The organism is Burkholderia sp. MSHR3999, assembly GCF_000833595.1.
Taxonomy (GTDB): Bacteria; Pseudomonadota; Gammaproteobacteria; order Burkholderiales; family Burkholderiaceae; genus Burkholderia; species Burkholderia ubonensis.
This window is the reverse complement of the sequence record NZ_JRFO01000007.1, coordinates 301,880-315,710: the sequence shown is the minus strand read 5'-3', so window position 1 is coordinate 315,710 and position 13,831 is coordinate 301,880. Positions and strand designations below refer to the sequence as shown.

Genomic DNA, 13,831 nt, shown 5'->3' with positions numbered 1-13,831 from the left:
CGACCGTCGCTCATTCCCTCCCGAACCGCCCATCCTTCAGTCGCCACACCCCGAGCGGATTGCCGTCCTGCAACGCCGCCGGCAGCAGCGCCTGCGGCAACGCCTGGTAGCACACCGGCCGCAGGAAGCGCTCGATCGCGAGCGTGCCGACCGACGTCGTGCGTGAATCCGACGTCGCCGGAAACGGCCCGCCGTGCACCATCGCATGCGCGACCTCGACGCCGGTCGGATAACCGTTCGCGAGTATCCGCCCGGCCTTGCGCTCGAGCGTCGGCAGCAGGCGGCGCGCGAGCGCGTAGTCGTCCGGGTCGAGATGCAGCGTCGCGGTCAGCTGCCCTTCGACGTGCTCGGCGAGGTCGATCATCTCGTCGATGTCGCGGCACGTGACGATCAGCGACGTCGGCCCGAAGATTTCGTCCTCGAGCCGCGGGTTCGACACGAACGCGGGCTGCGTCGTCGCGAACAGCGCGGGCACCGCGGCCGCTTGCGCGCCAGTCTGCGCGCCTTGCGCGACCGCGCTCACGCCGTCCGCCGCCGCGCGCTGCGCGACGCCGCGCGCGTAGGCTTGCGCGATTCCCGTCGTCAGCATCGTCTGCGCGCCCTTCCGGCCGAGCGCCTGCGCGGCCGCGTCGATGAACGCCGGCGTGTGCGGCCCGTCGAGCACGACCACGAGCCCCGGGTTCGTGCAGAACTGGCCGACGCCGAGCGTCAGCGATTCGACGAAGCCGCGCGCGATCTCGCCGCCGCGCGCCGCGAGCGCGCCGGGCAGCACGAAGCTCGGATTGATGCTGCTCATTTCCGCGTAGACCGGAATCGGCTCGCGCCGCTGCGCGGCGATGTGCATCAGCGCGAGCCCGCCGCCGCGCGAACCGGTGAAGCCGACCGCCTTGATCGCCGGATGCGCGACGAGCGCCTCGCCGATCGCGTTGCCCGCGCCGATCACGAGCGAGAACACGCCTTCCGGCAGGCCGCACGCGGCGACCGCCTGCCGGATCGCGCGCCCGACGAGCTCCGACGTGCCGAGATGCGCGGGATGCGCCTTCACGACCACCGGGCAGCCGGCCGCGAACGCCGACGCCGTATCGCCGCCCGCCACCGAGAACGCGAGCGGGAAATTGCTCGCGCCGAACACCGCGACCGGGCCGACCGGAATCTTCTGCAGCCGCAGATCGGGACGCGGCAGCGGCTGCCGGTCCGGCAGCGCGGCATCGAGCGTCGCGTCGAGCCAGCGGCCGTCGCGCACCAGCGCCGCGAACAGCCGGAGCTGGCCGACCGTGCGCGCGCGCTCGCCTTCGAGCCGTGCGACCGGCAGCGCCGATTCCTGGTGCGCACGCGCGATCAGTACGTCGCCGAGCGCGACGAGATTGTCGGCGATCGTCTCCAGAAAACGTGCGCGCACGTCGAGCGGCATCGCGCGAAACGGATCGAACGCCGCCGCCGCGAGCGTGCACGCACGATCCACGTCCGCCGCGTCGCCCGCGCCGTACTCGGGTTCCAGTTCGACGCCGCGCGCCGGATCGAACGCGCGCAGCGTCCCTGCCGTGCCGCGCACCGACGCAGCGCCGATCAACATCTCTCCAGTGATCTGCATCATTCACCTGCCTGCTTTCGCTGTTCGTCCATGCCGATCCGGTAGATCCGGATCGCGTTGTCATGCCAGATCGCGCGCCGCGCCGTGTCGTCGAGGTCCGTCAGCGCGTCCGCGAAGGTGCGCAGCAACGCGGGATACGTGACCCGCAGCCCCGCCACCGGGAAATTGCTCGCGAACATGCAGCGCTCCCAGCCGAAGATCGCGATTGCGTCGCGGATGATTCGCCGGTTCTCGGCGTCGTTCCACGCGGCGTCGCGCAACCCGAATTCGGACAGCTTCACCGATACGCGCGGCAGCGCGGCCAGCGCTTCCATCCCGCGCCGCCATCGCGCGAGCCCCGCGTCCGAGCGGTCCCACGGCAGCCCCGCATGTTCGAGCACCACGTCGACGCCCGGCGCATCCGCGAGCATCGCTGCTGCATCGCCGAGATGCCAGAACGGCACCCGCAGATCCCAGCATAGGCCGTGCGCGGCGAGCCGTTCAAGCGCGGCGGGCCAGCGCGGATCACGCAATGTACCGGGGCCATCGGCCGTCGCATCCGGCGCCGGCGCGGTGCACGGCTTGAAGCGCACGCCGCGCACCCGCGGCCATGCGGCCTGCTCGGCGAGCCGTTGCGCCGCGTCGTCGGCGAGCAGGTCGACCCACGCGACGACAGCCGACGGCAGCCCGTGCGCGGCCGCGACGTCGTGCAGCCAGCGCGTCTCCGCCAGCGCCTCGTCGTGCGCGCGCTCGGCCTCCACATGCACGCTCGCGACGAGCGGCGCGCGTTGCGCTGCGCGCCGGTAGTCGTCCACGTCGAAATCGCGGCACAGCGCCGCGTAGTCGCCGAGGATGAAGCGCGACGGATCGTACCGATCCTGCAGCCACGGATAGTGCGCGCCCGCATCGAGCCGCCACAGGTGGTGATGCGCGTCGACGAGCGCATCGGGCATGCCGTCCAGGATGCACTCCCCGCGCATGTCAGCGCGGGCCGGCGAGCACATACGACGCATCCGGCTCGCGCAGCGTCGGCATCGCGCCGACGAAGCGCCACGCGTCGAGATCGAGCTCGCGCACGTAGTCGTCCTGGAACGACACGTAGGCCGCGCGCCGCGACGGATGGAACGACAGCGCGGTCGGGTTCGCGGGCAATGCCACGCGCTCGATCTCCTCGAGCTGCTGCGCATCGAACACGGAGATCGACTGCTCGCCCGAATTGGTCAGCAGCAGCAGGTCGCGGCCGTCCGGCGCGCTTGCACGGTAGATGCGGTTCGGATCGCTGCGCGTCTTCACGCGGCGGCCGCACGTCATCGTTTCGGTGTCGATCGCGACCAGCGTGTCGTCGCCGCGGTTCGCGACGTACAGCGTGCGCTCGTCGCTCGACAGCGCGTTGCCCTCCGGGCACGGCCCCGGCATCACCGCGCGCGGTGCGACCGTCGCGTCGCGCGGGTGGAACTGCGTGACCGTGTTAGACAGCAGGTGCACGCCGTATGCGCGGCTCGCGTCGCGCGTCAGCGTGACGAGATGGGTCTTCACGCCGCCGGACGGCACCGCCAGGTTCGGCACCGCCTGCTCCGTCGGACGATCGAACACGAGCAGCATGTCGTGCGCCTCGCTCATCGCGTACAGGCGGCCTTCGCGATCGCTCGCCATCCCGTGCGGCCGGTAATACGGCCACAGGTCGAGCATGCGCGTATGCGTGCGTTCGACGAGGTCGATCTCGGCGATCCGGTGATCGCCTTCGTGGCCGCGTGTCCACGCGGTCTCGATCCCGAAGATGCCGACGTACGCGTAGCGGTCGTTCGCGTCCACGGTGAATTCATGCGGGAAGTTCGGCAGCACGATGTGCTTGAGCGCGGCCCGCGTTTCGAGGTCGTAGAAGCTGAAGGTGTGCGCGCATTTCTGGACCAGCAGCAGGATGTCGTTCATGGTGATGAGTCTCCGTCCTTCGATCTTGCCGCCGCGGCGCATGGAAGTCGCCGCGGCGAAATAAAGCGCATGTCGCGCGCGCTCACGCCTCGCAGCGCTTCGGCAGCGTGAACGTCAGCAGCCCGGCCACCGCGAGCGCGCCCGCGAGGCTGTACACGCCGGCCGCCGTGCTCACGTGCTGGGTCAGCACGCCGACCGCATACGGGCCGCAGAACCCGCCGAGATTACCGAGCGCATTGATCAGGCCGCGTGCGCTGCCGGCCGTCTCGACGCTGCACAGCTTCGGCGGAATCGCCCAGAACACGCCGGCCGCCGCCTGCAGGAAAAATCCGCAGCCGATCAGGAATGCGTACGACACCACCATCGTCGCCTGGAACCGCACCGACAGGAACAGGCAGGCGGCGAAGCCGAGCAGCGGCAGCACGATGAACAGCCGCCGCCGGCCGGTCTTGTCCGACAAATACGACGTCGCGCTCATCCCGAGCATCGTGCCGACGTACGGCAGGATCGCCAGCATCCCGACCTGCGCCATCCCGCCGTGGGTGAGGTTTTTCAGGAGCGTGGGCAACCACAGCGTATAGCCGTAGATGCCGACCTGGTAGCAGAAGTTGATCAGCACGAGCCGCCAGATCGTCCCGTCGCGCAGCAGCGCGCCGAACGACGCCGCGGTCTTCCGCTCGCTCATGCGCGCGGCTTCCCGCTCGGCGGCGAGCGCCTCGGCGATGTACGCCTTCTCGCGCGGCGAGATCCAGCGCGCGGTCTCGGGGCTGTCGTCCGCGAACGGCAGCCAGATCGCGAGGAACGCGAGCGACAGCAGCCCCGCGCCGTAGAACAGGTGGCGCCAGTCGTAGGTCGCGAGGATGTAGCCGGACAGCGGCGCGGTGATCATCCCGGCGAGCGGCACGAACATGATGACCATCGCGTTCGCGCGCCCGCGCTCGCGATCGGGAAACCAGTTGCTGACCATCGTCAGCACGACGGGCAGCATCCCGCCTTCGGCGACGCCGAGCAGGAAGCGCAGCGCCAGCAGTTGCCACGCTTCGGTGACGAGCCCCGTCAGCGCCGACAGCACGGCCCAGCTCACGAGCGACCACGCGATGAACTTCTTGCCGCCGCCGAGCGCCGCGAGCCGGCCGCCCGGAATCTGCAGGAACAGGTAGCCGAAGAAGAAGATGCCGCCCGCGAGGCCGGCCATGCTCGCGCCGATGCCGAGGTCGGCGTTCATCCCGCCGGGCATCGCGAACGCGATGTTCACGCGGTCCATGTACGAGATGATGCACGCCATCAGGAGCGGCGGAATCACGCGCAGCCAGCGGCGGCGCGGAACGGGGGCGGCGACGTCGGCGTCGTAGGCCGGGCTCGCCTGGTTCAGGGTGGTCATGGTGTCTCCAATATTTGTCTGCGTGGACGCGGCCTTCTCGCGGGCCTTGCGTCATCGTGTCGTTTCGCCGCGCGCCTACCGCCCCCAGCGCAGCACGAGCGGATCGAGCCGCCGCGCCGCGTCGAGCAGCCCGGCGCGCGTGTCCGGATGCAGGTCGGGCCACGGCGCGCGCGGCCTGTCACACGCGATCACGCCGCCGGCCTTCATCAGCGCCTTCGCCGCGAGAAAGCCCGCCTGCCGGTTCTCGTAGTTGATCAGCGGCAGCCAGCGCGCATACTGCTCGCACGCCTCGTCGCGGCGGCCGGCGAAATACGCGTCGGTGATCCGGCGAATCCCGTCCGGATAGCCGCCGCCCGTCATCGCGCCCGTCGCGCCCGCATCGAGATCGGCCAGCAGCGTGATGCCCTCCTCGCCGTCCCACGGCCCTTCGATCGCGTCGCCGCCGACGCGGATCAGCTCGCGCAGCTTCGCCGCCGCGCCGGGCGTCTCGATCTTGAAGTACGACACCGCGTCGATCTCGCGCGCGAGCCGGGCGAGGCAGTCGACCGGCAGCGTCGTGCCGCTCGCCGGCGCGTCCTGAATCATCAGCGGAATGTCGAGCCCGTCGCTCACGTCGCGGAAGAACGCGTGGATCGACGCCTCCGGCACGCGGAACGTCGCGCCGTGATACGGCGGCATCACCATCACCATCGACGCGCCCATGGCCCGCGCGCGCCGGTTGCGTTCCGCGCAGATCCGCGCGCTGAAATGCGACGTCGTGACGATCACCGGCACGCGGCCGGCGACGCGCTCCAGCACGGTGCGGGTCAGCAGGTCGCGTTCGTCGTCGCCGAGCGCGAACTGCTCCGAGTAGTTCGCGAGGATGCAGATGCCGTGCGAGCCCGCGTCGATCATGAAGTCGATCGCGCGGCGCTGGCCGTCGAGGTCGAGCGCGCCGTCCTCGGTGAAGATCGTCGGCGCCACCGGAAAGACGCCCTGGTAACGTGCGCGCATGGTCACTCCACGATGTCGAACTGGTCGAGGAACTCGGTCTTCAGCGTGAGGCCGAGGCCGGGCACGTCGTCGCGCAGCTGCAGGAAGCCATTCTCGGCCACCGGCTCGCCGTCGAAGATGTAATAGAACAGCTCGTTGCCGACCTCGACGTCGAACATCGGGAAGTACTCGCTCATCGGCGACGCGAGCGTGCTCATCGTCAGATGGTAGTTGTGCATCTGGCCCGCGTGCGGGATCACCGGCACGCTGTACGCCTCGCACAGCGCGTTGATCTTGTGCGCCATCGTGATGCCGCCGACGCGGTTCGTGTCGTACTGGACGACCGACACCGCCTTGCGATCCAGTAGCTGCTTGAAGCCGTACAGCGAGAACTCGTGCTCGCCGCCCGAGATCGGAATGCTCGTCAGCCGGTTCAGCTCCGCGTAGCCGTCGATGTCGTCGGCGATCACCGGCTCTTCGAGCCAGCGCGGCTGGTACTTCTCGAGCTTCGGCAGGATGCGCTTCGCGTACTCGAGGTTCCAGCCCATGTAGCACTCGAGCATCAGGTCGTTGTCGTCGCCGATCACCTCGCGGATCGCCGCGACCGACTTCAGGTTCTCGACGACGCCCTGCTGCCCGTGCGCGGGCCCGTAGCCGAAGCGCATCTTGAACGCGCGGAAGCCTTCGTCGAGATAGCGCTGCGCTTCCGCCTGCATCTCGTTCAGGTCGGTGCGGTACAGCTTCGAGTAGTAGCAGGGAATCTTCTCCTTCGTGCGGCCGCCGAGCAGCTTGAACACCGGCTTGCCGACGCTCTTGCCGAGGATGTCCCAGATCGCGATGTCGACCGCCGAGATCGCCGCCATGCCGACGCCCTTGCGGCCCCACGCGTGGGTTGCCCGGTACATCCGCTGGTTCAGGTATTCGTAGTCCCAAGGGTCCTGGCCGATCACGAGCGGCGCGAGGTACTGGTCGACGATCGCCTTCGCGACGTGCGGCGCGAGCGCGACGTTGCCGAGGCCGACGATGCCGTCGTCGGTTTCGACCTCGACGACCGTCCATGAATGGAAGCGGAACGTGCTCATCGTTTCCTGCGGCGCGTACAGCAGGTCCATCGCGTTCGAGCAGAAATTGCCCTGTGGCGGCACGGTCTTGCCTTTCCACTGGTACACGCGGGCGCGCACAGCCTTGATCTTCATTGTGTCGTCTCCTGATTTTCGGTTTCGTTTCCGGTGGGCCGTCACGCGGAGGTGGTCTGCCGGCGATGCGCGGCGCCCATCCGGCACGCGATCTGCAGCGCCTGCCAGGTCGCGCCGACGTCGGCCGCGCCGCGCCCCGCGATGTCGTACGCGGTGCCGTGCGCGGGCGTCGTGATCGGCACCGGCAGCCCGCCCTGCACGGTCACGCCGCGCGAGAAGCCGAGCAGCTTGATCGCGATCTGCCCCTGGTCGTGGTACATCGTGACGATCGCCTGGTAGTCGCCGGCCTGCGCCTTCAGGAAGATCGTGTCGGCCGGGAAGGGGCCGTGGAACGGCGCGTCGGTCGGCCATTCGCGCGCCTGCAATGCGCGCACGGCCGGCGCGATCACGTCGATCTCCTCGCGGCCGCACATGCCGCCGTCGCCGCCGTGCGGGTTGAACGCCGCGATCGCGACCTTCGGCGCCGCGACGCCGTTCGCGAGCAGCGACCGGTAAATCAGTTCGGATGCCTGTTCGATCCGCTCGACGGACAGGTAGCGCGCGGCGTCCTTCAGCGGGATGTGCGACGAGATCCGCGCGGTCCACAGTTCGCCCAACGTGTTGAATTCGCAGAAGTAGCCGGTCACGCCGAGGTAGTCGGCGAAGTGGTGCAGCTCGTCGTCGTGCGCGAGGCCGCCGAGCTTCATCGCATGCTTGTTGAGCGGCGCGAAGCAGATCGCGTCGACGTCGCCGGCCAGCGCCGCGTCCATGCAGCGGTTCAGCACGTCGAGCACCGAGCGGCCGCCTGCCGGGCCGGCCTGAGCGAGCGTCACCTGCGCGGGATCGACGGTATCGATCGCGACGAACGCGGGCCGCGCGACGGACGGCCGGTCGCGCACGTCGGCGAGCGACGCGACCGGCTCGACGTCGACCTGCACGCCCGCGGTGCGCTGGCCGGCTTCCCACAGCCAGCGGTCGCCGAACAGCACGAGATTGGCGTGCGTCACGGCATCGGGGCGCGCAAGCAGCTTCGCGATCAGCTCGGGGCCGATGCCGGCCGGGTCGCCGAGCGTCAGCGCGACGACCGGCAATGCCGGGTCTGCCGCGCGCGCCGGGCCGTGTGCCGGAATCGCCGAATTCGTCTGCATGTTCGTCTCCTGTCTCTGCCTCTGGCCGGAAAGCGGCCGTTCGTCATGTGGGGTTCATGCTAGGTAGACGGGACACGCCGGTAAATTGAAAACTCTTGATGAATTGATAACCTGGGGTAATCGAATTGGGTTCGATCGACAGAAAGGATTCGACGCCGCAACTGCTGAACCGGCTGCGGATGCGCCAGGTCGCGCTGCTGCTGGCGGTCGAGGAGTGCTCGACGCTGCGTGCGGCGGCCGACCGGCTCGGCCTCACGCAGCCGGCCGCGACCAAGATGCTGCGCGAGCTCGAGGATGCGCTCGGCCAGCCGCTGTTCGAGCGCGTCGGGCGCGGGCTCGTGCTGAATCCGGCCGGCGAGCGGGTGCTCGGCTACTTCCGCGGAATCCGCGGCAGCATGGAGGCGCTCAACCGCGAGCTGGCCGAACTGCAGCTCGGCAGCGCCGGGCGGCTCGCGATCGGCAGCATCATGGCCGCGACGCCCGGGCGGCTCACCGAGGCGCTCGTGCAGCTGAAGTCACGCTATCCGCTGCTCGCGATCGACATCGCGGTCGACACCAGCGACAAGCTGATGCCGCAGCTTCAGGAAGGCGTGCTCGAAGTGGTGATCGGGCGCAACGTCGGCGCCGACTGCGAATTCCGCGCGGTCGACGACGAAGCGCTCGCGATCGTCGCCGGCCGCGACCATCCGCTCGTCGGCGGCGGGCCGGTCGAGTTCGCGGCGCTGCTCGACTATGCGTGGATCCTGCAGCCGACCGGCAGCCCCGCGCGCGAAGTCGTCGAGCGCGAGTTCCGGATGCACCACCAGCCGATGCCGCGCGGGCTGGTCGAGACCGGCTCGATCCTGACGACGATGAGTCTCGTCGATCGCTCGCCGATGCTCGGCGTGATACCGAGGACGGTCGCCGAATTGAATGCCGAGCACGGGATGGTTGCGATCGTCGACTACACGCTCGCGCAGAAGCTGCCGTCGTATGGGAGCCTCGTGCGGCGGGATCGGCCGCTTTCCGTTCCTGCACAGCAGTTTCTCGCGTTGTTTCATCGGGAGGCGGGGGCTTGACGAGGCAAGCGATTCGTCGTTGAAGCAGCCCGCAACGATTACGTCAACGCTCGTCCGGCCGCCACGTCGACAGGCACTTCGCTCTCCAATGCCCTGGCGGCGAGTTCCCCAACCCAGTCCGCATCGGAGGGATCGACGACTCCATATTGGTCCGGCGGAAAAAAAGCATAGTGGTGAGCCGCCTCGGCCAGACGCTCACATTCAGCTTGAGACAGCAGATAGGAGGTGACGGTCAATGGCGCTGCCGGTCCGCTAAATCTCAATCCGATACGGATATTGGTGCGTGGCGCAAATGCTATCGCCAGTTCTCGCCCCGGGATCAATCGTTTCGTCTCCAAGGGGAACGTTGGCGGCCCGCACCAACTGTCTACCGCAATTCGATGATCCAGCACCAGCCAATGACCGACGGACGTTCGGGCCAGGATCCACTGCCTGACTCCGGCCCGGCTGGATTTGAGCTTGCCGTCGATCCATTCCTCGACGTAGAGGGGTTCCGGATCGTAGTCGTCCGACCACACGACGATTGCCGAACGTAGCGTGTGGCGCTCCAATTCGACATTCCCGTTGAACGGCATTTCGCGCCAATACCGCTGTCGGGTACCATACGTCGCGATGCACCAGTTCAGGCCGATCCAGGCTGCAATGAAGAGAGCCGTGACCCATATTGCGGGTACGGCTGTTTCGCCGACAGCACGATCAATATCAAAGGCCGGATCGATCATTCCGCGGTACGCAAGCAGACCCAGCATATACGCGAACATCGGGACCAAAGGCCCGACTGCGACCGGCGCCAGCAGAATGGCGAGCCAGCTTCGGACATGCACTATCCCAGCCGACTTGGCGCGCGCGTGCTCCTCATCGCTCATCGCCGCGACTTCCCGCGCGGCAACTTCGTCGCTCGGAGTGTGGAACCTCTCATAAATATTCTGGCGATTGGACATTCGAGGGGGACGAAAGGGGCGACAAAGTAGCGGTGTCCTCAACGTGATCCTGTCGATGACCGACAAGCACAAGGGAAGGTCCTATCGCTGTATCCGGCGGCCGCCGCATTCGATCCGAGGAGGCGCGCCGCCGCATAACTCGGGACCGTTGGAAGGAGAAAAACCGAGGGAACCTCATCTCTCCTGCGGTGAATTCGGGGCATCCCCGTCAACAACAACGAAACTATTCTAACGTCCAGGCCATACCCACGCCGGCCCCATTGCGCCGAACCGGCGCGCCCGTTATCCAGCGCCACCTCGGTCAGCGTCAGCCGCGCGTCGCCGAGCAGCGCTTCGGCCATCGCGCCGCGCGACTCGCCGAGCAGCGCGCGGAACGTCGTGCCCTCGTCCTGCAGCCGCCGCTTCAGCTTGCGCGCGCTGGTGTTCATCAGCCGCGCCATGTCCTCGAGCGAAAACGGCGGCGCACCCGGCGTCGAGCCCAGGCAATCGCGGATCATCGCCGCGGCGCCGACATCCGCGCGCCGCTCGGCGAGTCGCGCGGCGCGCTGGCACGTGTTCCACCTGCGCTCGGCGCGCGATGCGCTGCACACGCTCGCAGCCTTCGCGCAGGAACGGGTGGTCGCGTTGCCGTGACGAAAACCTGGCCGCGTTGCCCGCTCGGCCAATAGCGGCCGGCCGTACCGGATGAAAGAATCGATCTCGTCCGGGTAGCGGGTTTCATCGCTTGGCTTATCGATCGAGACTCCGAATGAAAGGCGCTGCATGCCCTCGGGCTGCAGCGCCTTTTTCGTTGCGGCTCGCTATGCGCCCTCCGTCATTCCGCCCGGCAAGCCGCGAAATCCGCTCCGCTTTCATTTTTCTTTTTGTAGTTTATAAGTTACAATGCCGCCTGTCGTCGAACTCCTTCGCTATCGATGCGATGACGGCCACGAGCCGTTTACCGAATGGCTGCTTGCCGTGCGCGACAAGGTCGCCCAGGCGCGGATTCGCGTTCGCCTGCGTCAGGTCCAGATGGGCAACTTCGGCGATTGCCGGCCGGTCGGCGAAGGCGTGATCGAACTGCGCGTCCACGTCGGCGCCGGATACCGCATGTATTGCGGCCGGCACGGCGACACGCTGGTGCTGCTGCTGAGCGGCGGCGACAAGGACAGCCAGACTGCCGACATCCGCTACGCGAAGGCACTCTGGCATGCATGGAAACGGAGGCAATCATGAGCAAACTCGAAGGCGCGGCGCCGCACCACGACGCGGAACTCGCCGAACTGCGCGCAGACCGCGAACTCGCCGTCGAATACCTGAAGGCGGCCATGGCATCGCTCGACGATCCCGACAACCGCGCAGGCGGCCTGCTCGCCCTGCGCACAGTCGCCGAAGCCTATGGCGGCCTCGGCACCGTCGCGGCGCAGGCCGGCATCAGCCGGGAAGCGCTCTATCGCGCGCTGTCGCCCAACGGCAACCCGACGCTGAAAACCCTGATCGCCGTGCTCAAGACGGTCGGCCTGCGCCTTTCCGTCGAACCGGAACAGCACGCGCGCCCGTAAGCGACGCACGCGGTCACGGCATCGCCATCCACACCAACAGCACGTCCGCGGGCGCCGAGCTTGCGCCGGCCGGCGGATGCACGATCTTCGCGTCGACCGCGAGCGCCTGCGCGATGTCCGCGGCGCGGTCGATCGTCGCGCTGCTCACGATCGTCATCAGCCCCGCCGGATGGTGCAGCGTCTCGCGATACAGCGCGCCATACCACAGCGCCCGCGTGCCTTGCGCATCCTGCAGCACGTACGGATAGCGCCACAGCCGCAGCACGAGGCGGCGGTTCGGCTGTCCAGGCTCGACGCGCACGAACACCCGCCGCGTATCCACGCCCTGCGAATAGCGCGGCAGCACCGGCAGCCCGTCGGCCGGCGTCTGCGGCAGCAGCCAGCGCAGCGCGGTCTGCCCGGACCACGGCGTCGCGCGCTGCCAGCCGGCCTGCGCGAGATGCCGGTCGAGCGTGTCGGACGTCGCGCACCACTGCAGCGGCAGGAATTCCTCGCGATCGCCGCTGATTTCGGTGCGCCGCGCCGGCACGGACTGCCAGCCGCCGTCCATCCACTGGTCGACCGTCATTGCGACCACCCTGGCATGTGCATGCTGGACCCGGTCGGCGCGCCACGCCGCCGGAATCGTCCACACGCCGGCCGTCGCGAGCACCACGACGACGGCGACGAGTGCCCCCTTCGGCTGAACCTCGTCGCGCACGTGCCCGAACGCATAGACGCCGGCGAGCAACGCGAACCACGCGAGCCCGAGGCTCCAGCCGCCGAGCAGCCCGGACAGCCACGCATTGCCGAGATACAGCCGCGCGAAGCCGCCGAGCACGATCCACAGCATGATCGCCATCGCGACGCCGTTGCGCCACAGCACCGCGCGCCCGCGCGTCAGCGCCCAGCCCATGCAGCCGGTCGCGAGGATCGCGAACGCCGCGTCGGCGTCCGGCAGCGGCGCGTGCGCGCCGCCGGGCTCGAAGGTCGCGGGCGTGCCGCCGATCGGCGCGATGCCGAACGGCGGCACGAGCACGACCGCGACGCCGACCGCCGCGATCCACCACGCGGCCGTCAGCCAGCAGCGGTGGATCATCAGCCAGACCAGGAACGCTGCCGCGACGATCAGGCCGACGTCGCGACCGCTCAGCACCGCGATTGCACGCATCGCCGCGTCGACGGGCGGCGTGCGCAGGTTCTGCAGGAACGCGTACAGCGCGGTGTCGGCGCGCATCAGCGGATCGTTCGCGACGACGTCCTGCACGACGCCGGCAAATAGCCAGACGCTGCCGACGAACAGGAGCGCCAGCAACAGGATCGCGCCCGGCAGCCGGCGCACGCGGGCGACCAGCCTGCGCAGCCGCACGGCGACGCCCGGCCAGCGATGCGCGCACGCGTGCACCGCGGCGGCCGCCGCGCCGCGCAACAGCGGCACGCCGCGCCGCAGCGCGACCCGCACGCCGAACCACACGGCCACGACCAGCGCGGCGACGACCAGCAGGATCGCGGCGACTCGCGTGCTGACCGCCTCGGCCAGCGCGGCGGACGCGCCGAACGCGATGCCCGGCGCGACATGCACCGGCGCCCACACGAGCGCCGACGCGACGTTCGTCGGATAGAACGACCGGCGCGGCAGGGACGCGCAGCCGACCACGACCGGCACGACCGCGCGCACCGGCGCGAGGAAGCGTGCGAGCACGATGCTCTTCATGCCGTGGCGCAGCACGAACTGCTCGCCGCGTTCGTACGATGCGGCGAGCCCCCTGCGCGCCCACCACTTCCGGACCTCGCTGTGGTAGTGCCGGCCAAGCTCGTAGCTGATCCCGTCGCCGACGACCGCGCCGGCGACCGCGACGCCGATCGTGATCCAGCCGTCGAGCGCGCCCGCGCCGATCAGCGTACCCGCCGCGAACATCACCGCGCCGGCCGGCACCACCGTGCCGATCAGCGCGATCGCTTCGGCGCACGCGGCCGCGAACACGATGACGAGCACGAGCGCCGGATGCGCGCCGACGGCGCCGAGCCATGCATGGATCGTTTCGCTCATCGCCTGTCCTGTCGGGGGGTGACCCCGCCACGCATGCGCCGGCAACGCCGGGCGTTCGCCGCCGTCGCGGCTGTCATGAAGGTGTAC

General features: G+C 69.0%; 12 protein-coding genes and 1 pseudogene. 3 read left to right on the top strand and 10 right to left on the bottom strand.

The genetic code is table 11. The annotated features are described in order from the left end of the window. Positions 1 to 10 precede the first annotated feature (10 nt). From KY49_RS25000 to KY49_RS24970, 7 genes are all read right to left on the bottom strand, one after another. Positions 11 to 1,591 (bottom strand): aldehyde dehydrogenase (NADP(+)), encoded by a 1,581-nt coding sequence (locus tag KY49_RS25000; RefSeq protein ID WP_042588714.1) that lies wholly within the window; start codon positions 1,589 to 1,591, stop codon positions 11 to 13. Continuing rightward, complete coding sequence (locus tag KY49_RS24995; protein ID WP_156162604.1) at positions 1,591 to 2,574, bottom strand: amidohydrolase family protein; 984 nt, start codon at positions 2,572 to 2,574, stop codon at positions 1,591 to 1,593. The genes KY49_RS25000 and KY49_RS24995 overlap by 1 nt, the downstream gene beginning before the upstream one ends. Beyond that, positions 2,552 to 3,499: a YncE family protein gene (locus KY49_RS24990; protein WP_042588713.1), complete on the bottom strand. Its 948-nt coding sequence runs from the start codon at positions 3,497 to 3,499 to the stop codon at positions 2,552 to 2,554. The genes KY49_RS24995 and KY49_RS24990 overlap by 23 nt, the downstream gene beginning before the upstream one ends. An 82-nt stretch (positions 3,500 to 3,581) precedes the next feature. After that, positions 3,582 to 4,880 carry an MFS transporter gene (locus KY49_RS24985; protein WP_042587148.1) on the bottom strand — a complete coding sequence of 433 codons (1,299 nt, stop codon included), beginning with the start codon at positions 4,878 to 4,880 and terminating at the stop codon, positions 3,582 to 3,584. 75 nt (positions 4,881 to 4,955) lie between these two features. Then, positions 4,956 to 5,873 (bottom strand): dihydrodipicolinate synthase family protein, encoded by a 918-nt coding sequence (locus KY49_RS24980; RefSeq protein ID WP_042587147.1) that lies wholly within the window; start codon positions 5,871 to 5,873, stop codon positions 4,956 to 4,958. Between the two features lie 2 nt (positions 5,874 to 5,875). After that, on the bottom strand, positions 5,876 to 7,048 hold the full coding sequence (locus KY49_RS24975) for an L-rhamnonate dehydratase (RefSeq protein ID WP_042587146.1): 1,173 nt from the start codon (positions 7,046 to 7,048) through the stop codon (positions 5,876 to 5,878). A 41-nt stretch (positions 7,049 to 7,089) separates the two neighbouring features. Then, on the bottom strand, positions 7,090 to 8,175 hold the full coding sequence (locus KY49_RS24970) for a 4-hydroxythreonine-4-phosphate dehydrogenase PdxA (RefSeq protein WP_042587145.1): 1,086 nt from the start codon (positions 8,173 to 8,175) through the stop codon (positions 7,090 to 7,092). A gap of 125 nt (positions 8,176 to 8,300) precedes the next feature. Between KY49_RS24970 and KY49_RS24965 the strand changes: the two genes are divergently transcribed. Further along, on the top strand, positions 8,301 to 9,233 hold the full coding sequence (locus KY49_RS24965; protein WP_042587144.1) for a LysR family transcriptional regulator: 933 nt from the start codon (positions 8,301 to 8,303) through the stop codon (positions 9,231 to 9,233). Between the two features lie 38 nt (positions 9,234 to 9,271). On the opposite strand, the gene KY49_RS24960 is transcribed toward KY49_RS24965, so the two are convergent. Together KY49_RS24960 and KY49_RS36240 are read right to left on the bottom strand one after the other, a co-directional pair. Then, positions 9,272 to 10,174, bottom strand: a complete 903-nt coding sequence (locus tag KY49_RS24960; protein ID WP_042587143.1) for a hypothetical protein — start codon at positions 10,172 to 10,174, stop codon at positions 9,272 to 9,274. A 290-nt stretch (positions 10,175 to 10,464) separates the two neighbouring features. After that, positions 10,465 to 10,707: pseudogene (locus KY49_RS36240) on the bottom strand (AraC family transcriptional regulator); the annotation flags it as partial. Positions 10,708 to 11,056: 349 nt separating this feature from the next. Between KY49_RS36240 and KY49_RS24945 the strand changes: the two are divergent. Together KY49_RS24945 and KY49_RS24940 are read left to right on the top strand one after the other, a co-directional pair. Then, entirely contained in the window at positions 11,057 to 11,389 is a 333-nt protein-coding gene (locus KY49_RS24945) for a type II toxin-antitoxin system RelE/ParE family toxin (protein ID WP_042587140.1), read from the top strand. After that, positions 11,386 to 11,715, top strand: coding sequence for a helix-turn-helix domain-containing transcriptional regulator (locus KY49_RS24940; protein WP_042587139.1), 330 nt, complete (start codon positions 11,386 to 11,388; stop codon positions 11,713 to 11,715). The genes KY49_RS24945 and KY49_RS24940 overlap by 4 nt, the downstream gene beginning before the upstream one ends. Before the next feature lie 13 nt (positions 11,716 to 11,728). On the opposite strand, the gene KY49_RS24935 is transcribed toward KY49_RS24940, so the two are convergent. After that, on the bottom strand, positions 11,729 to 13,744 hold the full coding sequence (locus KY49_RS24935) for an LssY C-terminal domain-containing protein (RefSeq protein ID WP_042587138.1): 2,016 nt from the start codon (positions 13,742 to 13,744) through the stop codon (positions 11,729 to 11,731). Between the last annotated feature and the right edge of the window lie 87 nt (positions 13,745 to 13,831).

Excerpts from the sequence above, each read along its gene's own strand:
- KY49_RS25000 (WP_042588714.1), bottom strand. The coding sequence starts at position 1,591 with ATGCAGATCACTGGAGAGATGTTGATCGGCGCTGCGTCGGTGCGCGGC.
- KY49_RS24995 (WP_156162604.1), bottom strand. The coding sequence starts at position 2,574 with ATGTGCTCGCCGGCCCGCGCTGACATGCGCGGGGAGTGCATCCTGGAC.
- KY49_RS24990 (WP_042588713.1), bottom strand. The coding sequence starts at position 3,499 with ATGAACGACATCCTGCTGCTGGTCCAGAAATGCGCGCACACCTTCAGC.
- KY49_RS24985 (WP_042587148.1), bottom strand. The coding sequence starts at position 4,880 with ATGACCACCCTGAACCAGGCGAGCCCGGCCTACGACGCCGACGTCGCC.
- KY49_RS24980 (WP_042587147.1), bottom strand. The coding sequence starts at position 5,873 with ATGCGCGCACGTTACCAGGGCGTCTTTCCGGTGGCGCCGACGATCTTC.
- KY49_RS24975 (WP_042587146.1), bottom strand. The coding sequence starts at position 7,048 with ATGAAGATCAAGGCTGTGCGCGCCCGCGTGTACCAGTGGAAAGGCAAG.
- KY49_RS24970 (WP_042587145.1), bottom strand. The coding sequence starts at position 8,175 with ATGCAGACGAATTCGGCGATTCCGGCACACGGCCCGGCGCGCGCGGCA.
- KY49_RS24960 (WP_042587143.1), bottom strand. The coding sequence starts at position 10,174 with ATGTCCAATCGCCAGAATATTTATGAGAGGTTCCACACTCCGAGCGAC.
- KY49_RS24945 (WP_042587140.1), top strand. The coding sequence starts at position 11,057 with ATGCCGCCTGTCGTCGAACTCCTTCGCTATCGATGCGATGACGGCCAC.
- KY49_RS24940 (WP_042587139.1), top strand. The coding sequence starts at position 11,386 with ATGAGCAAACTCGAAGGCGCGGCGCCGCACCACGACGCGGAACTCGCC.
- KY49_RS24935 (WP_042587138.1), bottom strand. The coding sequence starts at position 13,744 with ATGAGCGAAACGATCCATGCATGGCTCGGCGCCGTCGGCGCGCATCCG.